The 20,445-nt window shown below is 42.1% G+C and carries 15 protein-coding genes; 6 read left to right on the top strand and 9 right to left on the bottom strand.

Translation table 11 applies throughout. From position 1 onward, the window contains the following. Positions 1–12: 12 nt before the first annotated feature. The 5 genes from CRO16_RS12410 to CRO16_RS12390 form a co-directional block, all read right to left on the bottom strand. Positions 13–3,093, bottom strand: coding sequence for a SusC/RagA family TonB-linked outer membrane protein (locus CRO16_RS12410; RefSeq protein ID WP_097056706.1), 3,081 nt, complete (start codon positions 3,091–3,093; stop codon positions 13–15). 120 nt (positions 3,094–3,213) lie between these two features. Then, positions 3,214–3,642 (bottom strand): HYC_CC_PP family protein, encoded by a 429-nt coding sequence (locus CRO16_RS12405; RefSeq protein WP_097056705.1) that lies wholly within the window; start codon positions 3,640–3,642, stop codon positions 3,214–3,216. Between the two features lie 354 nt (positions 3,643–3,996). Next, positions 3,997–4,446: a hypothetical protein gene (locus CRO16_RS16050; RefSeq protein ID WP_143544535.1), complete on the bottom strand. Its 450-nt coding sequence runs from the start codon at positions 4,444–4,446 to the stop codon at positions 3,997–3,999. 323 nt (positions 4,447–4,769) lie between these two features. Next, positions 4,770–5,138, bottom strand: coding sequence for a helix-turn-helix domain-containing protein (locus CRO16_RS12395; protein ID WP_097056703.1), 369 nt, complete (start codon positions 5,136–5,138; stop codon positions 4,770–4,772). A gap of 477 nt (positions 5,139–5,615) precedes the next feature. Further along, on the bottom strand, positions 5,616–6,332 hold the full coding sequence (locus CRO16_RS12390) for a phosphatase PAP2 family protein (protein ID WP_179670538.1): 717 nt from the start codon (positions 6,330–6,332) through the stop codon (positions 5,616–5,618). Between the two features lie 304 nt (positions 6,333–6,636). Here CRO16_RS12390 and CRO16_RS12385 point away from each other — a divergent pair, with 304 nt between their 5' ends. Both CRO16_RS12385 and CRO16_RS12380 read left to right on the top strand, forming a co-directional pair. Then, the gene (locus tag CRO16_RS12385; RefSeq protein ID WP_097056701.1) at positions 6,637–6,963 is read left to right on the top strand and encodes a hypothetical protein; all 327 of its coding nucleotides are present in this window, start codon (positions 6,637–6,639) and stop codon (positions 6,961–6,963) included. A gap of 23 nt (positions 6,964–6,986) precedes the next feature. Beyond that, on the top strand, positions 6,987–7,718 hold the full coding sequence (locus tag CRO16_RS12380) for a TVP38/TMEM64 family protein (RefSeq protein WP_097056700.1): 732 nt from the start codon (positions 6,987–6,989) through the stop codon (positions 7,716–7,718). A 109-nt stretch (positions 7,719–7,827) separates the two neighbouring features. Here the strand turns inward: CRO16_RS12380 and CRO16_RS12375 are convergent, their stop codons facing one another. The 4 genes from CRO16_RS12375 to CRO16_RS12360 form a co-directional block, all read right to left on the bottom strand. After that, a complete protein-coding gene (locus CRO16_RS12375; RefSeq protein ID WP_097056699.1) occupies positions 7,828–8,328 on the bottom strand; it encodes a hypothetical protein in 501 nt (166 codons plus the stop codon). Beyond that, positions 8,318–9,925, bottom strand: a complete 1,608-nt coding sequence (locus tag CRO16_RS12370) for a hypothetical protein (RefSeq protein WP_097056698.1) — start codon at positions 9,923–9,925, stop codon at positions 8,318–8,320. Before CRO16_RS12370 ends, CRO16_RS12375 begins: the two co-directional genes overlap by 11 nt. 313 nt (positions 9,926–10,238) lie before the next feature. Continuing rightward, entirely contained in the window at positions 10,239–11,489 is a 1,251-nt protein-coding gene (locus CRO16_RS12365) for an MDR family MFS transporter (protein WP_097056697.1), read from the bottom strand. Between the two features lie 55 nt (positions 11,490–11,544). Continuing rightward, on the bottom strand, positions 11,545–12,300 hold the full coding sequence (locus CRO16_RS12360) for a patatin-like phospholipase family protein (RefSeq protein ID WP_179670537.1): 756 nt from the start codon (positions 12,298–12,300) through the stop codon (positions 11,545–11,547). A 369-nt stretch (positions 12,301–12,669) separates the two neighbouring features. Between CRO16_RS12360 and CRO16_RS12355 the strand changes: the two genes are divergently transcribed. The 4 genes from CRO16_RS12355 (at position 12,670) to CRO16_RS12340 (ending at position 20,410) form a co-directional block, all read left to right on the top strand. Beyond that, complete coding sequence (locus CRO16_RS12355) at positions 12,670–14,097, top strand: efflux transporter outer membrane subunit (RefSeq protein ID WP_394341410.1); 1,428 nt, start codon at positions 12,670–12,672, stop codon at positions 14,095–14,097. After that, positions 14,097–15,308, top strand: coding sequence for an efflux RND transporter periplasmic adaptor subunit (locus CRO16_RS12350; protein ID WP_097056694.1), 1,212 nt, complete (start codon positions 14,097–14,099; stop codon positions 15,306–15,308). The genes CRO16_RS12355 and CRO16_RS12350 overlap by 1 nt, the downstream gene beginning before the upstream one ends. A 3-nt stretch (positions 15,309–15,311) precedes the next feature. Beyond that, positions 15,312–18,416, top strand: coding sequence for an efflux RND transporter permease subunit (locus CRO16_RS12345; RefSeq protein ID WP_097056693.1), 3,105 nt, complete (start codon positions 15,312–15,314; stop codon positions 18,414–18,416). A 176-nt stretch (positions 18,417–18,592) separates the two neighbouring features. Continuing rightward, positions 18,593–20,410 carry a mechanosensitive ion channel family protein gene (locus CRO16_RS12340; protein WP_097056692.1) on the top strand — a complete coding sequence of 606 codons (1,818 nt, stop codon included), beginning with the start codon at positions 18,593–18,595 and terminating at the stop codon, positions 20,408–20,410. Positions 20,411–20,445 lie beyond the last annotated feature (35 nt).

Genomic DNA, 20,445 nt, shown 5'->3' with positions numbered 1-20,445 from the left:
TTTTAAAAATTCCTAAAATTGTAATCGAATTCCGAGCATTAATGTCCTTGCAGTAGGTACTTGGAAAAAATTAACTCCATCTACAACTGCTTCTGGATCATAGCCCTCAAGTTCTGTTAATAATAGTAGGTTATCCCCCTGTGCATATACAGATCCACCTTTAATCATACTCCACATCTCCGGCAGCTTATAGCTCAATTTCAGGTTTTTTAATTTTAGATAATCTGAATCATAAAGATGCCTAGTTGATACATCATTGGAGAAAGTAGGATTTCCATTGATCCTGATTGGGACCGTTGCATCTGTGTTATTAGGATTCCAGGGATTTAGCTGTGCCACTGTGTTTGTGTACTGCGGAGCATAGCCGTCATCATCACGTTTAAAGGCGGTACGATCATATACTTTTCCTCCCACTCCAAAAGTGAATAGGAAATCCAGGGAAAAGCTTTTGTAATTAAATTCATTGAAAAAACCTCCCTGTAAATCCTGCAAAGCATCTCCAAAAATTCCAAAACCTGCGGCTTGGGCATCTGTAGTAAGATCTCCTGTTCGATTCCCATCTTCTAATACATGATATTGTGCCATTCCTGTCTCGGGATCTACACCTGCATAATCTCTAAGGTAAAATGAATAGATACTCTCTCCTTCCTTGATAATCAAAGGATCCTGGCCGTATCTTGAACTATAAGTAGATACAATGGTATTCTTGAGTTTGGTAATCTCATTGTCAATGATTGTAAGGTTAGCGCTAGTGTTCCATGTAAAATTATCATGGGAATAAGGAGTGTAACCAATTTCAAACTCCCAACCTTCATTTACCATTTCTCCATAATTCTGAAGCTGAGTAAGGAAACCGGTAGTAGGCGAAACCGGAACATTCAATAACAAATCCTGAGTTTTTTTATGGAAATAATTCACCGAGAGGTCTAACTCGCTGAAAAGGTTCAAATCCATTCCGACATTGAAGTTCTTACTTTGTTCCCAAGAAAGATCCGGATTTTGAAGTTGACCATATGATAAACCGGATTCTCCTCCGTATCCTTTTCCGTCGGTTTCGAAAAATGCCAATGCAGCGTAATACTGTGGAGGCAGGTTTCCATTAGTTCCATAACTTGCTCTAAACTTTAAGTAATCAATGCCGTCTACATCTATAAAATCCTCTTCTGAAGCAACCCAGGCTCCAGAGAGGGACCAAAAAGTACCCCAACGGGCATCCTTTCCAAATCGAGAAGACCCGTCTCTTCTTATACTAGATGACAGATAATATTTTCGGTTAAAATTATAGGCGACTTGTGAGAAGTAAGAAAGAAGGGAATAATTTTCCGCGTATCCTGTATGTGACCAAAGAGATCCAATACTACTTGCAGAAAGCAATTCACTGTCCAACACATCATATCCATACACGTTGATGGAATTCATTTTAGATACTTGTGATTCCTGACCCAAAAGAATATCAAATCCATGTTGACCATATGTATCATTGTAGTTAAGGATGTTAGAAACGGTGTATTGGAAAACTTCGCTTTTTACACGGTTAAGAACTCCATTCCATATTCCGCCACCTGCACCAAATTCTTTATTGTCATATAAGGTTTCATCAATGGCCTGTTGATCTATTCCGAAGGTTGTTTTAAAGCTTAGAGGGTCAATGATCTGGAATTTAGCAAATGCATCACCTCTCACCCTAAATTCGATATTTTCATACTTTCCAACTTTCAGTACACCAATAGGGTTTGCATTTTTTTCGATATCATTGGGAAGATTCGCATAACCCCCATAACCATTAGGATCATAAATTGGAGCAGCCGGAGGCAATACTCTAGCCATGTATAATGGGTTCAATCCACCAGCATAAGCACCATCAATGTTGGCTGCATCTCTTTCAGATTTAGCAACAGAAAGATTTGCCCCGATTGTAATCCAGTCTTTGGCCTCATTTTCCAGGTTAAGGCGACCGGAATATCTTTTCATCCCGGTTTCTATAACCGTTCCCGCCTGGTCGAGATAGTTACCTGAAACGTAAAAGGAAGTTTTCTCATTTCCACCCCTGGCAGAAAAATTATACTTTCTTAAATATCCGGTTTGGTAAATTGCACCCAACCAGTCTGCATTGGCATTGGTTGTACCATAAATTCCTTCATAATCGCTTATTGCCTGATTTTGATAAGTACTGAAAAGATTATTGTCGGCATAAACTCTTTTGAATTCAGCATTTTCACCATTCTGGATGTATTGATTTATTTGACCTTCAATCCACAAGTCTTTAAACTGCTCATTGTTAATAAGGTTTTCTTCGGTTAAGTTTTCACTCCAGCCACTCTCTACTCCCAAGACAATTTCAGTTTCTCCCCGTTTTCCTTTTTTAGTTGTTATGATCACTACTCCGTTTGCCGCTCTTGATCCATAAAGAGAGGACGCTGCAGCATCTTTTAGAACAGTGATGCTTTTAATGTCTGCGGAATTTATTGTCGATAAGGGGTTGTATCCGGTACTTCCGGTCATGTAATCTCCTGCACGAAGGTTTGAATCCGTATTTATCACAACTCCGTCAAGCACATATAAAGGCTGAGTTGAACCACTAATGGACCCGACCCCCCGTATTTGTACATTTGATTTTCCACCCGGTTGGCCAGAAGTGGAAATATTCACTCCTGAGATTTTTCCCTGTAAGGCAGTTTCGAAACTGGCGGTAGCACCTCTTGTCACCGCTTCATTGGTAACCGTTTCAGCAGCACCGGTAAAGCTTCGTTTATTGGCTGAACCGTAGGCCACTACCATAACTTCATCGAGAGATTCGGCGCTCTTCTCCAGTTCCACGTTAATTACGTCCGAAGATCCAATGGTCCTGTTCACCACTTTCATCCCGATAAAACTAAAGGTTAACACATCCCCCACTTCTGCATTTAGGGAATATTCTCCATCGAAATTGGTTTGTGTGCCATTGGTAGTATTCTTTACTATAACATTTACTCCCGGAATAGGCATTCCGTTCTCATCGGTTACTGTGCCGGTAATATTTTTTTCTTGGGCAAAAGAGGCGTGCCCTACTAACCAAAGACAGAGGGTCAGTATGAATATTAATTTATTTTTCATAAAAAAGGTTGTTTTGAATTGGATAATTTAAAAAATGAGAATATGGGGAGATGTCAGCCCCTGCTTAAAAGCAAGGCTGAATCCATAAAAATCACGTTAAAAGCGATTTTTTTAGTAAAATCAAATGATAAATACCTGACACATCACTTGAAAGTCGTAGACAAGTTGCGGAGGTTGATAGGGAGGGTAATTAATTGCTTCAGGAGATACCTCCGGAAGGAGGTCCACCAACATAAAGGTTTTTGGAATTATAAAAGTTGGGGAAACTAAATTATAAGATATGGAATATAAATTCAGTTCATCCTGGCCGGTAATCTTTTCGGTTTTATCTGAGCAGCAGGAATCTTTACCCATTTTCATGTGCCCGCTCATCATTCCTTCTACGCCACAAGAATGAGTCTCTGATTTGCATTTTTCTACTGAAGAAAAGACCGCATGACCTACTAGACTCTTCCCACAAAAATGCTTTTCCACTGTAAAAGAAATCGTGGAAAACAGCACTAAAATGGCCATTAGGACTGAAAAAGTATGTAGGGCACCTTTTTTCATGAATTCCAAATATAACAAAATGTTAATCGGTATTGATTTTTTAACATGAAATTCTTATTTTTTTAATTGAAAAGAACTGGAGATTAATTATAGCCACCACAGGATGCAATTTTTCTAAACGCTCCTTTTTTAAAGCTTAATGACAAGATTCTTGAGGCCGGACTAACCTTTAGGGAGGTGACCGATGTAGTAAAAAATCTAAAGGTTCCGGAAAATAAATCATTCTGACCAAAATTTGACACAGTTGTGGGCAAGGTTGTAGTCAGGTTTAATCCTGCATTTAAAAAAAACGTCTAAAACCACTATCCAAAATTTTTTTTTTATTTATTTAATTTTCCCCACTCATCCTTTCCTTTATGGTTTCAGTTTTTTCCGTCTTACAAATAGAAAAAGAGGGAAAACTGAATCAATTAACTGAATTCGGTATCCTCCCCTATTATACACAATTTCATTATTCATATCATTGTATTTAAGACAGAGCTCGACCATTCTTTTATTTAAAGTCCTGTCACCAAAGTTCTTTTTCACCTCTAGTAACTTTTCTTTTTCTGCAGCCAGTTTTAGTCTACTTGCTGTGCACACTGAAATATTAAAAAGGTTTGCAGCTCCGTAAACAGATACCGGGGCAGTTTGAGACATTCGTAAGAATGAGTCAGGTTGAAAATTATAGGTACCGCCTTTTACCAGTACGCTTTTCTTCTTCCTCAGTTTTCTATGAAAGTCTTTATGGAGATATCCGAAAATAACTGCCCCTGTAACTGCTTTTAATTTCCTATAGCTTTTAAAGTTCACAGGAATGGCCAACCGGCCTTTCCAGGAATTTTCTTCCCTTATTCTGTCCAGGGATTTCAGGATGAAATATCCGGTTGTTTGGTTAAATATGATCCATCCCCTTTCTAATAAGAAATCGAAATAAGAAATAAATGTCTTCCTGGATCCGATCTTTTCCACCAGTAAAATAAATTCCATCTCACTCCTGGACAATCTTGTTTTCCCTGAAGGAAACATAAGTTTAAGGAGAAGGAAAAGACGAAGTTTCTTTTGGTATCCCCTTTTCTGAGCATCAACCAGGAGCTCAAGTGGAACATTTATTTGTCTTTGATCAGGAAGGCCGGTGGAGGGAGGCATTAATGTCTACTACGGTTAAGAAGTTTTTCTACGTCTTCTAATCTGTAGAATATTTTTCCCTTTACCTGAGAATATTCAATAAGTCCTTCATCTCTCCAAGTCTGGGCTGTTTTTGCACAGATCTTGAATAACTGGATAAAATCAGCATTGTCGAGAATAAGGGTCCTGGCAGTATAGACTCCATTTGCACTGAAGATTCTGAGAAGCAAGTCCAATTTGTTTTCTATGGATTCGATTCGATCTACGAAGGGATGTAGTGGTTCAGAGGATACGGATCTTCTGGAAGAAGAAGCAGGAATTTCAAATTTTAATTGCTTCAGGTGTTGCGCAATACCTTTAGTAGGTATCCATTGTTTTTCTTGTGACATTTTGAAGAAGTTTTGGTTACTTCAGCAAATTATTAGGGGAAATAAAAACTATTACCTTCTCCCCGAGAGTTTAACTAAAAAAGAAAGTTACTTTTAAAGATTTAGCAGCAATAACGGGATATCAATAAAAATTCTAATATTACTCCTCTACCAGGTTATTAAAATTACACAACCGGTTATCAGTGCTCTTGGAAAAGGTCATTAATCTCATTCAAAATTAATCTGTCGAATGTTAACCTTTGTTAAAGCGAGACCAATCCGGTGACCAATTTTTTAGGACCTTTTGAAACACCTTGTAAACACTATAAATTTTGAAAAACGGTCGTTCCCTCCGACTCCACGATCAAGCGCAGCTAAGCTGCGGATTAAAACAGGAAAAACCTGCCAAGCCTTTTCGCTTGAGCGGGTTTTTTTTCGTTTTAAGACGCCTGTCCCGCAGGGACAGTTGAGCTTAGCTGCATTTGCCTGCCGGCAGGATCAATTTGCTTCCTTCTTTTTTCTACTGATTGTAAAATTAGATGACAGGTAGAAATAAATTAGGATTAGGAGTATTATCAATCCTAATAAGAACCCTCCTATAACATCCGTCATCCAATGAACCCCCAAATAGATTCTCGATAACGGAATGGTAGCAATAAGGAAGACACATATTAAAACTCCAATTATTCGCATTATCTTATTTGGTTTTCTTTTATAGACCATCAAAAAAATGAGGAATCCAAAATAAACCACGTAAAAAGAGGTATGTCCGCTTGGAAAACTTGAATGTTCAGCATCTTGTACTACAATTACAAGATTATTACTGGGACGGGGACGTTCTATTAAAAGTTTAAATCCATAGTTTAAAATAGATACCAACACCGTGCAGCCAACAAAAAATGCTTCTTTTTTGAACCTGTAAATAAACAACAAAAGAGCAGTCCCAAAGGTTAGGCTTACCACTTTTATTGTACCGCCAAACCAACTTACAAACTTCATAAAATCTATGAAAATGGATTGCTGGTATTCCTGGATTTGTTGAGAGAATTTCAGATCAAAAACAGTAAGTGGGTAGAAATAAACCATGGCTGTCAGAGAAGTGAAGATCAAAAACAGGATCATTATGAAATGTAATATCTTGTTTCTGTTTTCAAGGGTATTGATGAGTTCGGGTATCTTACTGACCTGCTCTTTGGGGGTATAAGTTCTTTTCATAAATACTGTACTGGAGGAATGAAATACCTTCAGGATTGCTTCAGGCCTTGTTTTCCCGTGGAATAAAGTAAATGGGTGACTTTGGAAAGAAATGGGAATTTGCTTAGAAATTTCCCAATTATAGCAACGGCACATGCACTTTTACCAACCCCCGCGTTGTCTCCGGGAACTGTAAGATCTTAATTGGATTAGGAAGCTTAGCAGCAATTCCCTTCACCTCATAGTTAAATGAACAGGATCCCCCTTTCTACAGTTCCCATTTCTTTCCAGTTTCCTCCCCCAATTTAGCCGGGAGGATAAAAAAATGAATTTCAGAAACTTCTCCATAGCCTTAAAAAGCCTGGTATCTCTGTCGTGCAACGAGGGTGATTATATTTATGCTGAAGTGCCTTCTGTCATTAATTATCAATATTGGTCACAATACTCTGATGCCACAGATGCTGAACTCAGCCGGATTGATAAAGACTATAAGGTTGATTTGGAAATAAATCGTGTTGAGCTTTTGGAATTTGGAAATCCTGAAGATCTCACCTTTACCCCTGAAGGAGACCTTTACATGTCAAATGAAGCGGAGAACACCCCCGCATATATCCTGAGAGTTTTACTTACCCGCAATCCACAGCGAATCTAAACCAAAAACAGCAAGAAATTTATATGGAAAAACAAACAATAGAAACAGCATCTGTAAAGCAAAGCAAACTCCCACTTTACATTTCGGCCGCAATTATTATATCTCTTTTTCTTGCCTATTTCTTTATTCCCGGGGTAGAAAGCTGGCTCACAGAGGCGTGGAATGTCCTTACAAGTGATGATCAAACCAGAATTCGGAATTGGGTGGGAGATTTTGGTTGGTTTGGTCCATTAGTGCTGGTTCTGGCAATGATCGCACAGATGTTTCTTTTGGTGATACCTACAATACTGTTAATGGTCGTTTCCGTACTTGCATATGGTCCGGTTTGGGGCAGCTGTATCATATTTGTAGCAGTTTTTTCGGCATCTACGGTTGGCTATTTTATCGGAAGGTATTTTGGCTCTGTTATAGTTGAGAAACTCATTGGGCATAAAACTGAAAAGAAGATCGGAGATTTTATTGATGAATACGGGTTTTGGGCAGTCATAGTGACCCGCCTGAATCCCTTCCTCTCTAACGACGCCATCAGTTTTGTTGCCGGAGTCCTGAAGATGGGCTATTGGAAATTTATTTACGCTACCCTGGCGGGAATTGCTCCGCTAACGCTATTTATTGCAATTATTGGAAAAAGTACAGATGGACTGAAAAATGGTTTGTTGTGGGGATCATTAATCAGCTTAGTTTTATTCGGGCTTTACGTGTATTGGGATAAACGAAGAAGAAAATCAAATTTACAATCCCAGGGCCAGGGCTAATGGAAGACAGAAATGAAAATAAAATAATAATCTTGTACTCCATTGCAGGCCCTTAAGGTCAGTTGGGCTTAACTACACTACACATCAAAAAAGGCGGTAAAAACAATTTCTATTTCAAATCAACCACTTCAATTTGTGGCGGCAGGCCTTGAGGAAACCGGGCAAACATTTTAAGCTCCTCCATAGAAATATCCTGATCCCTATAAGTAAAAGCCTTTTGTCCCCGGGAAGTCACTACCGAAGTAACTACAATATTGATAGGCGCTGTAAATACTGCAAAAACTCCGTGAGATGCGGTAATCAAAACTGAAACCGGAATGCTCCAACCATAGTTTTTCGGCTGTGCATACATAAGAGTAAAACTTTTAATATTTTCGGTAGGCACACTTTGTATTTTAAGATCTCCCTGTTGTGGCAAAACAAGTAAAGCCTCTTCATCAATTGAAATAAGCTCCCCTTCAAGATCCTTTCCTTCGTTAAGATCAATGGTGATATAAGATCCAAATGCATGAGTACCTATATCTTCTGATTCCGGCAGATATGCTGGTGCCTTACAACTCCCCAGGAGAAGCATTAGGACCAGTCCTAAAAAAGCGGTTTTACGTGCCATAATATGAGAAATTTTTTGTGTCAATCCTGGAATCCCAAAACTGTCGTTCCATAGTGCGTTCATACTCCTTAAAAGATTCTGCCTCCATGCGCAAATACCTTTTCGGATTTTCGATCATTTGCCGCAGCTTGAGTAAATCCTTGTCTTTTATCCAATTTTCCCGCATCCATTCCAGGTAATAACCTTTTGAGTATAGAAAAAGTTCGTAATCACCTCCCTTCGATGGCAACCGGAAATTGAATTTGTACTCACTGCCGGGCATCGAGATCAAATACTCATCATCGGCATTGATCTCCGCTATTGCAACGGCATCTGTCAAACCATCATTCAGCACCTCATAGGGTAATATTTCAATGGCTTTTTCACTTTCCCTGATATTGGTCAATGCAAAATCATCAATGCGCCACAGCCCTTTGTTTAAAACGACTTTTAATTGAAGAGAAGTGTTTTCAGCAGAGACATTGAGCAGTAAGATCTGCCGGTTAAAAGCAATGGGGCCGGTCTCGTAAAAACCTCCCTGAAATATCCATTTTTGGGTGGTTTCATCCAGAACATAGATATCTATTTTCCCCAGTTCCTTCCTGATCCCGTTTTCCAGTTTTTTCTTTGTTTCTGAAGAAGTTTCAAGTTTCGCAAATATATCCCCTACCTCATCCCCCATGTAACCCATTGCACTGTAGATAAAGTAAGTGGTCATAAGGGTTTGACGGAAACTGATAAGTAAACCCAGATCTTTGGGATCTGTAATATTGTCAAATGTCAAAAAAATTTCTTCTTTACTGCTGAGATTTTGAGGATCTGAAAGGCTGAATCTTTCCTGTCTATCCTGCAGCTTTAGTAGATCTGTCAAATCTTCATTAGCACCCTTTGCCCCGGTTAAAAAATAATGGTTTTCACACCTGAAAAATTTATTATCCGGAGACTGGTATATGCGCTGATCCTTATCTCTCGGAAAAGCGAGAATTTTAATATTTTTCACCATATGGGTCTCCAAAGCCTCATTTTTCATGGTGAGGGTAAAGATATTGTCCATCACCGGAGGATTGTTTAAAGCATCTATGTCAAAATATTCCATGGAAGGTGCAATGGCATTGGAGAAACCCTCCGCATCTGCAAAATGAAAATCATCTTCTTCGTTCATATAAAAAGTGGGACAGGAGCCAAAACAGGCCTTAGGATTGATAAGGCATATTCCTCCCATAGCTACATCTACTCCGGCTAAAATGGCCAAAGCCCTGATTCTCTTCGATTCAGTTTTCCCTAACTTTTTGTTGGTTTCGAAAATTGCTACACTGTCGAGGCTAATGGACTGGGCACCTTCAGAGATCTTATTTCGGTTATAGTCAAAACTAATACCTATCCCAAGAAGTTTGTTTTCGGTAGTATCAACTTCCCAGGAATCCTTTAAAATGTAGACCTCTCCATTTTTCAGATGTGCCTTAAGAAAAATATCCTCCTGCAAATTTTTAGTTTCGTGCAGCAGGCTGTTGGCTGATTTATAATTATTACGGAAAAAGTATGGCTTGGGAGTACAGGTAATTATCCCTAACAGGAATACGATAAAGATGAAACTTTGATATGATCTGGTTTTCTTCATATTCCCCCTCTTTAAAATCCTGAAAAATACTACGGGGGAATGAGTTCCACACAGCGGAAATTACAATCTCACAAAGCTGAACCTAAGAAAGTTACAAAAATAAAATGAATATTATGGCAGAAATCAATTGGAGACCTCCTTCTTCCTAAAGAACTTAATTAATTCACTCCGGAACTTTAAAATACGGGGAATCTCTATTAACAACTGCTAAGAGATCATTTGAACACGCTCCCAAATTTTCAGGCTCCTTATTTCACAACAGGTTTAGGAGCGGTATTATGAAATAGGGGGGTAATTAAATTTTTATGGCCATTTATTTTGAAGAGGCCTTACTCCTCTTAAAATCCACAGCGGCTTCCTCCCTTTCCTTCTTAACAAGGAACCAGGAATAAAAAACCAGAGCACAGGATACTACCGAAAGAAAGATCATAATATTCCATGTAACTGCATAACCAAATTTGTCGATCAATTGCATCCCTGAGTTATGCCCAAAAATATGTCCTGTGGAAAATGCTATGCTATACAATGCCATATAGGAACCTTGTTTTCCACCTTCAGCTCTTTTAAGAGCAAAACTATTTGAAAATGGGAAGGCTATCATTTCCCCTAAGGTTAAAAAAATCATGGCTACTAACAGGATTCCCACCCATCCCGTAAGATTGATCAAAAGAAAGCTTAACCCTACAAGTATTGTCCCGGTTATAATATGGAAAAGTGGGGAGCGGGCTTTTGACTCCAGATATTTAATGAGCGGCATTTCGAAAAGGAAAATCAGGAATCCATTTAGTCCCAGTAGAACCCCGATATTGAATTCACTCAGGAAGTGCACACTTGCATAATATAGCGGCATTGTAGAAAAATATTGAAGAAATACAAACCCAAACAGGATCATAGCCCCTATAAAGACCAGGTAGGGTTTGTCTTTGATCATAGATTTTGGAAGGAGAAGGATCTCTTTGGGATTTTCAAATGCTCTCTTGGGATGGAGAAGTTTTAGCAGAAGAAACCCTGCAAGGATACAGGTGATCCCATCTACCCAGAAGAGTCCGCTGTAACCGGCACCTGCAATGATCAATCCACCAACCGCCGGACCTGCCGAAAACCCAAGATTAATAGCAAGACGAATCAGAGTGACAGATCTGGTCCTGTTTTCAGGTTTGCTATAGGCGTTGATCGCAACAAAAACCGCAGGCCTAAAGGCATCTGCAACCAGCATTACAAAAAAAATACCCGTGCATATTCCCCAAAAAGAGGTCGGAAATTGTAAAAATATAAAGAACAACCCAGAAATGAGAAGACTTAGAGCCATTGTCCTGTAGTGCCCAATTCTGTCCACAAGTTTCCCTCCAAGCCATGACCCGGCAACCGAACCCAATCCAAAAAAGGTAAGGATCCACCCTACTTCCTCAAGAGAAAAGCCGCGGTTTTTGGTCAGGTAAAGGGAAAGAAAAGGAATCACCATTGTGCCCGCACGGTTCACAAAAGTGATAAAGGCCAAAAGCCACACCTCCCGTCTCAGGTCACGAAAGGATCCAATATAAGCCCGAAAAACCTGCTGTAACATCTCTAGAAATAAGGGCCTGAAATTAAGTCAAATTCCCTTGTCTTTTGAGCAGGAGCTATTTTTTTGACAATTTTTCAACGGGCAGTTCCCCTTTTTCGATCATTCGTTTGGTATGATCATACCCTGCTTTGATGATCTCTTCTATTTTACTGAAATCAAACAACGTATATTTCTGCATTTCCGGCGGGTCTATAAGAAAGTCGCAGAGTTGCATTTCCGGACGGGCATTTTGCGTAATGCCAAGGTTGATAGAACGTTCCAGAATACTTTTGGGTCCTGTAAACAGATCTTTCTTACCCGGGTAATTAACGTGGGAGCCTATAAGATACCTGCACTTTTCCCGAATTGCCGAAGCCGGAAGATTACACATTAGCCCCCCATCAACATAATTTACCTCCTCCAGAACAATGGGTGCAAATATTCCGGGGACAGAACAGCTGGCAATCAGAAAATCAAAAAGTGGGCCTTCATGTTTCACCTCTTTGCAGGCATCGTTAAGATTGGAAAGCCCCAGATAAAAAGGCTTTTTAAGTGCAGAAAAATCATCTTTAGTAATGTATTTTTCCAGGGCCAGTTTCATTTTCTCAAGTTTATACAGTCCGGTCCTTCTCCAGGAAAAGCCGGTCATTCTTGAAAAAGTTTCTTCCACCAGGATCTTTTGGATGCCGCCGGGAGAATATCCTGCAGCATAAAGTACGCCCACCACTGCCCCCATACTTGTGCCTGAAATTATTGAAGGTTCGATCCCATGTTCATGCAGGGCTTTAAGAACGCCAATATGCGCATATCCCCGGGCGCTACCGCCACTCAACGTAATCCCTACGCGGTGTTCGAATTTTCTTCTGAAGGGAAAGATTTCTGAAAAATTGAATTTTCCGATAATTGTGTTGATTTTGTTATTTCTGAAATTTGGGGTGCAAGATAAGATTTTAGAAGGCAGGTTCTCCTAAAATATGGTTTTTGCTGCCCTCTATTTCTTAAATTAATCCAGAGGTTCCTTCTATGCTACGAGGAAGAATTCGTGGCGTAAAACATCTTCTTAAAGCATCTTCAAAAATGTGCTTTTTAACGGCCTTTCTTCCGGCGTTGCCCAGTTCCAAAAAATCTGTAACTTTAGAGAAATCCGTTAATTAGCTATGGATCAACGGAAATTTCAGCCGGAAAATTAAAATCAAAACTTCTGAAGAAAATTTTAACCATATACTTCTATGCCTTTTTCCGGCAGCCATTTTGTGGCCTGGCGACAACTGTTATAATCATAGGGTTACTGTTTTCCTGCTCTCCCCGACTCTCCCCTGCAGATGCACCTATTCCACAACCTGAAGCTTTCAGCTTTTCAGGAACTGCCGCACTTTCAGATAAATGGTGGGAAAATTTCGAAGATCCTGTTTTGGACTCTCTTATTGAACAAGGTCTGGAACAAAACCTCGAATTAGCAGGTAACTGGGAACAATTTCAGGCTGCTCTTGCCGTGGTCGATAGGGAATCTTCTTTCTTTTGGCCCCAGGTAGACGCCACAGCCGGTACCGCTGTTACCCGCCCACGGGATGAATTCTCTCGGAATGAAGATCTGCAAGTGGGCTTATCTGCATCTTATGAATTAGATCTTTGGGGCAGAATCCGGGCAGCGGTTCAGGCCGAAGAATTTCGGGCGCAGGCTACCCTTTTTGACTATCAGGCAGCTGCAATGTCGATTTCCGCAGAAATAAGTATCACCTGGTACCGATTGCTTTCCGCCAGAAAGCAATTAGAACTGGCAGATGAACAGATCCGGACCAATGAAGATATCATGCGACTCATAAGAGCAAGATTTACAGGAGGACAAATTAGGGCAGTAGATATTTTGCGGCAGGAACAATTACTTGAAGGTACGCGGGATGAAAGGATCTTTTATGAAACCAGGATCGCCGTATTAAAGAATCAATTAGCGGTATTATTAGGCCGACCACCACAAAATGTTGATGTTCTTACCACTGCTGCACTACCGGAGTTACCTCCTCTCCCCGCCTCGGGATTACCACTGGAGCTTGTTCGCAGGCGTCCCGATCTTCGACAATCTTACAATCTGGTTTTGGCTGCAGACAGGGAAATGGCCCAGGCCATTCGGAGTAAATATCCGCGTATAAGTTTAAACGCGGTTGGACAGGCACAGGGGGGCAACTTCAATGATCTTTTTCAGGACTGGGCTTATACTTTGGCGGGTAACCTGGTTGCGCCCTTGTTCTATGGGGGCAGATTAAATGCTGAAGTAAATCGTACTGAAGCTTTAAAGAACAGCACCCTCTACCAATACGGTCAGGATGTGTTGATCGCTTTTGAAGAAGTAGAAAATGCGCTCATACGAGAACAAAAGCAGAACGAAAGGATACAGCTCCTTGAAAGAAGGCTGGACCTTTCTGCAAAAACCAACAGGCAGTTAAGAAATGAGTTTCTGAATGGCATGACCGAATATCTGGAGGTACTCCTTTCTCTTGACCAGGAACAACAACTGCAAAGGGAAATGATTCAGGCGCAACAGGAACGACTTGAATACCGCATAGCATTATACCGGGCCCTGGCCGGAGGATTTGAAACAGAACCTATGGAAAACATTAATACAGGTAGTTGATGAGCAGAAAAAAAACATTGCTGATAAGTCTGGGGATCCTGGTAGCCGCTGCGGTGGTGACCCTTTTCATCTTCATGACCGAACCAACAGCGAGTTCTGAAGGGGCAACCAAAAAAACTGCCATGCTGGTGGAGACAGTGCCTGCCGAAATAGGAACCTTTAGCCCTAAAATAGTCGTTAATGGGAATGTAGAACCGGTAGAGGATATTATGCTTAGCCCTCTCGTGGGAGGGCAGGTGTTACGCCGCTCCCCTGCTTTTGTTCCGGGAGGCTTTGTTCAAAAGGGAACTGTTTTGTTGCAGATCGACCCTTCAGATTACCGGAATGTTCTGGAGTTAAGGAGGAGCGATCTTTTACAGGCACAGACAAACCTTGATGTGGAAATGGGAAGGCAGCAGGTAGCAGAACAAGATCTCGCATTGGTGGGAGGAGATACGCTTTCGGCAGAACAAAGATCTCTGGTACTGCGGCAACCTCAGCTCAATGCGGTACGGGCAAATTTCAAGGCAGCACAGGCTGCCGTATCACAGGCAGAACTCGATCTTGCAAGGACCACTGTTCGCGCTCCTTTTGATGCGCATATCTTATCTCAAAATGTAACCGCCGGCTCACAGGTAGCTCCGGGAGATGATCTTGGCCGCCTTGTGGGAACAGAATTTTACTGGGTGAGCCTCACTGTACCGGTTGGTCAGTTGAGATGGCTCAGTTTTCCTGCTTCTGAAGAAGAAAAAGGATCCCCGGTTGAGATCATTAATACCAGTGCCTGGCCGGAAGACAGCTTCCGAAGAGGCTATCTGGCAAAACAGGTAGGGGCTCTCGATGGACAAACCCGGCTCGCAAGAGTACTAGTTGAAGTGCCCGATCCTCTCGCTCGTACTCCTATAAATGAAGGGAAACCCGAACTTATGATCGGAGCTTTTGTCGAAGCCCGAATTCAAGCCGAACCTATTGAAAATGTTATTCGTCTTAACCGCGATTTTGTACGAACAAATCAAACGGTGTGGGTGAATGATAATGGGAAACTCACTATTAGAGATGTGGAGATCCTGCTTACTGATGCAAAATATGCCTACATCACCAAAGGATTGGAAGAAAGTGAGCAGGTGGTAACTACCAATTTAAGCGCTGTAGCCGAAGGTCTCGGGTTAAGGACCAAAGGCGAAAAACCCGCACAGGCCACAGACTCGGTGAAGACTGATACCGAAGATTAATTTATGAAGGAAAAAGAAGGTGAAAAAGTAAGGAAAGAAGGTGCCATTGCGTATATGGCGCGGAATTCTATTGCCGCAAACCTTCTCATGATCATTCTTGTGGCCGGCGGGATCTGGACCATGTTCCAGATTCAGAAAGAAGTATTTCCTGAATTTCAGCTCGATTATGTAGAAGTCAATGTCGAATATCCCGGAGCAGCTCCCGAAGAAGTGGAACAGGGAATCCTGCTCCCCGTGGAAGAGGCCATTCGCGGAATACAGGGGATAAAGGAAATCGTTTCCACCGCCAGGGAAGGTTCCGGGGAAGTGCTCATCGAACTCATTGGTGGGGCAGACAGGATGAAGGTTTTTCAGGATATTGATCAGGCGGTGAACCGCATACGTACTTTCCCCGATGATATTGAGCAACCGCGTGTTAATCTTCAATCTCGGCAAAGGGATGTAATGGAAGTTGCTCTTTACGGGAATGTGGATTTCTGGACTTTAAGGATCCTCGCTGAGCGCCTGCGGAACCAAATGTTAAGCAATCCGCAGATCACCCAGGTGGAATTGGGTTATGTGCCCGATTACATTACACATGTGGAAATTTCACGTCATAACCTGCGGCAGTATAATCTCACCCTGGGCGAAGTGGCAGATATCATTGCATCGTCAAGCGAAGACGTTCCCGCAGGGGCAGTAGAAACACAGTCCGGAGAGATCCTGTTGCGCATGCAGGAAAGAAAGCAATGGGCAGAAGAATTTGGTAAGATCACCATTATCTCCTCCCCCTCGGGAGCCCAGGTAACCTTAGCCGACATTGCCACGATCACAGATGGTTTTGAGGAAGTGGGTTTTTACGGACAGTTCAATCAGCAGACTTCCATAGGTCTTGAGATCTTTCGGGTGGGAGATCAGTCTCCTCTGGAAATTGAGGAGATCGTGCTGGAAATGCTCGAAGATTATCAGCTACCTCCGGGAGTAAGCTACCGTATAGACAGCAATCGCGCCGAAGATTATCGCGAACGCCTTTCCCTGCTCACCGAAAATGGGTTTTTAGCCATTGTCATTGTGTTGATCATCCTCACCCTGTTCCTGGAATACAAACTCGCTTTTTGGGTAATGATGGGGATGACAATCTCATTTATTGGCGGGATCATATTTTTGCCATTGATGGGCGTTAGTATCAACATGATCTCCATGTTTGGGTTTCTCGTAGTTCTGGGAATCGTCGTGGATGATGCCATTGTTGTGGGCGAAAACATTCATGAATACCGTCAAAAAGGATTTAGTACAATAGATGCTGCAATTAAAGGAACAAAAGATGTTTCTAAACCGGTGATCTTTAGCATACTTACCACCATTATCGCCTTCGTCCCCCTTCTTTTCATGCCGGGTGAAAACGGGAAATTCTGGTGGCCGCTTCCGGTGGTGGTGATTTTAATTCTTTCGGTTTCTCTCCTGGAGGCACTCTTTATTTTGCCATCTCACCTGGCAAATATTTCTGAAAAGAAGAAAAAAGGCTGGTTCAAAAAACTGGAGCACTGGCAGGAAGCTTTTGCGGAAAAATTCAATAAGGTCATTGAAAAATACTACCGGCCTTTCCTGGATCTGTGTTTAAAGTTCAGGTACATCACTTTAAGTGCTGCCATAGCCTTACTATTGATCGTGGGGGGTTACGGCTACAGCGACCACATGGGTATGATCATGATGCCTGAAGTCGCTGCCGATGAGATCGAGGCAGGAGTGCGACTGCCTGTGGGAACCACTCCCTTACAAGCTGCAAAAGTTGCCGAAGAGATCACCGAATCCACTCGTAGAATGTTTGAGGATCATGACCTCTATGAAGTGGCAGAGGGTATTAAGACCAATGTACGGGGGCAGAATTTTATTGACGTGGAGATTGTGATGCTACCACCAGATGAACGGGATATGACCGCCGGAGAACTCATTGCACTTTGGAGGGATAATATTGGAGAAATTGAGGGAGTGGATCAGATCACTTTTGAAGCAGAAAGAGGTCCCGGAGGGGCACAACAGGCCATTAGTGTCGACCTTAGCCACACCAATATTGATGTCCTTGAAAAAGCGAGTGCAGCTTTTGTGGAACGAATGGGAGCCTTTGATAATACACGTGACATTAGTGACAACTACAACAAAGGAAAGCTGCAATACGATTTTAAGCTCCTGCCCGAAGGTCGAAATCTCGGTCTTACCTCCAACGAAGTGGGAAGGCAGGTGCGGGATGCCTTTTTTGGAGCCCTTGCCATGCGACAGCTGCGGGGAACCAATGAGATCGAAGTGCGGGTGAAATTGCCTTTGGAAGAAAGAAGAGATATCCAGAACCTGGAGGACTTCGTGCTGTTAACCGAAGAAGGTATTGAAGTGCCTTTGCTGGACGTGGTACAAATTGAACAACAGGAGGCCTTTACCAGCATTAACCGCCGGGATGGAAGGCGGGTAGTGACAGTTGGAATGGATGTGGAACCTTCGAACGCTGTTAGCAGGGTTTTGGGTTCTATTAATGCAGAAGTACTCCCTCAATTAAGAGCCGATTTTCCCGGACTCACCTGGAGCTTTGAAGGAAGCCAGGCAGATATGCGCGAATCTACCGAGTCTCTGTGGAGTGGTTTTGCCATTGCCATGCTGCTCATTTATGCGCTACTCGCTTTGGCTTTTGGAAGCTACACCCAACCTTTGATCGTCCTTTCTGCCATTCCTTTTGGAATTGTGGGTGCAGTTATTGGTCATATTTTATTGGGTTACGACCTCTCCCTGGTTAGTTTAATGGGAGTTATTGCTCTTTCGGGGGTGGTGGTGAATGATTCTCTCATTATGATCGACTATGCTAACAAAAAGAGAAAAGATCTCTCTGTTTATGATGCCATTCATGAAGCAGGCCTGCGAAGATTCAGACCCATAATGCTTACTACTCTTACCACTTTTGGGGGACTAACTCCCATCATTCTGGAAACCTCCAGCCAGGCACAACATTTAATTCCCATGGCCATTTCTCTTGGATTTGGGATCATTTTTGCCACTTCCATTATCCTGGTAATTGTTCCCTGCCTCTACCTCATCCTGGAAGATCTTGAAAAATTAATAAATGGAAGAAAAACCGCTTCATAAAAAGCTGTATTCTTTGTATAGCTTCGGAAGTATTTTAAAGCTTTTCTAAGTTACCGGAAAGCTTTTGCAATTTTTCTTATCTTTAAATCGGCCATAAGGCTTCCGAAGGAAACCTTAAAAATATCAATTCTGGAACCCCTGTTCCTCATTTCTCGATTCGCTGAAAATATACCCCTATGATCAAGACTTTTGAGAAGATCCTCAGTAACAATATATTCCGATTAAGCCTCATCATGCTCCTCCTGTTGCCCGTTCCCGATGTACAGGCACAGCTATTGGGCGCCCCATCTTCTGAAGGAGAACAGAATTCAGAAGAGCAGCAGTTTCCCGATGATCCTTTGGACCGACGCACTCCCCGTTCCAGTATGGCCGGATTTATCTCGGCAGTTGCAGAAAAGAATTATGAAATCGCAGGTGCCTATTTTAAAGATGGAGAACCGGATTCCGCTACTGCAGCACATACAGAAATGGCAAAAAAACTGGAGATCATGCTTAACCAATATGGCCGAATGATGCCCTATTCCTGGTTAAGCAGTGAACCTTCGGGAAGAACAGATGATAATCTCCCCAATTATCTCGATAAGGTTGGGGTCATAAATATTTCGGGAGAATCCTTTGATGTCTTATTGGAAAAAATTGAAGGCCCTGATGGAGGGCCGTTATGGTTGATTTCCGAACAAACCATGGAATATATCCGGGAGTTTTCTGACCTGGATGAAGGCGGACTGCTTATTAACAAATTTCTTCCGGACTATTTGGAAACCAATGAATGGGGAGGTGTACCAATAGGTCAATGGCTGGTGATGATCATTTTGGCAGTACTGGCATATACCCTCGCCTGGTTCACCATTACACTTTTGTTATACCTCATCCCTTTGGTATGGAAAAGGGCAAGAACAGAACCTACCCAGGGCATTTTGATAGCCTTTGCTCTACCCCTGAAATTATACCTCGCAGTGGGACTTTTTGTTGTAGCTACAAGGGAGTTGGGTTTATCAATCATTTTAAGACAACGAATAAGTGGAATATCTATCATGGTTGGCCTGGTGGCCTTCCTCATTCTACTTTGGAAACTTTCAGAGTTTATTGGGGCTTTTACGCAGCGGCGAATGAGTTCCCGGGGAAATATATCAGGTGTTTCTGTAGTTCTTTTTTTAAAACGGGCGGCCAAGATCGCCATAATAGTCTTTGGAGTCATTGCTATACTTGGAGCCTTTGGGGTGGACGTAACTACAGGTTTAGCCGCCCTGGGAATAGGTGGTCTCGCATTGGCACTTGGTGCACAAAAAACCATTGAGAATTTCGTTGGCAGCGTCACATTAATAACAGATCAACCCATTCGGGTAGGAGATTTCTGTAAAGTGGGGAACACGACGGGCACGATCGAAAAAATAGGAATGCGCTCTACCCGAATCAGAACGCTCAACAGAACGCTCGTAACTATTCCCAACGGAGCCTTTTCTTCCAGCGAGATCGAAAACTATGCTCACCGTGACAAATTTCTATTCAATCCCACTATTGGCTTGCGATACGAAACCACCCCGGATCAAATTAGATATCTTCTTGTTGAACTTCGGGCTATATTGTATGCTCATCCCATGGTGACTTCAGATACTGCAAGAGTGCGCTTCACCAATCTGGGTGCGGATTCCCTTTCCCTGGAAATCTTCACCTATATCAAAGTTGCGACTTTTGATGACTTTTTGGAGGTAAAGGAAGATCTGTTGCTTCGCATCATGGATACCGTTGGTGAGAGTGGTTCAGGTTTCGCATTCCCGTCTCAGACCATTTACTTCGGAAAAGATTCCGGGCTTTCTCAGGAAAAAACCAAATCTGCTGAAGAAAAAGTTCGACAATGGAAAGAAAAGGGAGAACTCCAGATCCCAAGATTTGACCCTGAGCACATCAAAGAGATCGAAGACAAGATTCCCTACCCGCCTGAAGGTTCTGCCGAACAAAAGAGCCAGGGCACCGGCACGATCCCAGGTCTCTAAAGCTTTTTTCCAAATGTTTTCTGAATACGGATTGG

The organism is Salinimicrobium sediminis, assembly GCF_900215295.1.
GTDB lineage: Bacteria > Bacteroidota > Bacteroidia > Flavobacteriales > Flavobacteriaceae > Salinimicrobium > Salinimicrobium sediminis.
The sequence above is the reverse complement of the archived record's forward strand: the minus strand, read 5'-3'. Positions and strand labels throughout refer to the sequence as shown.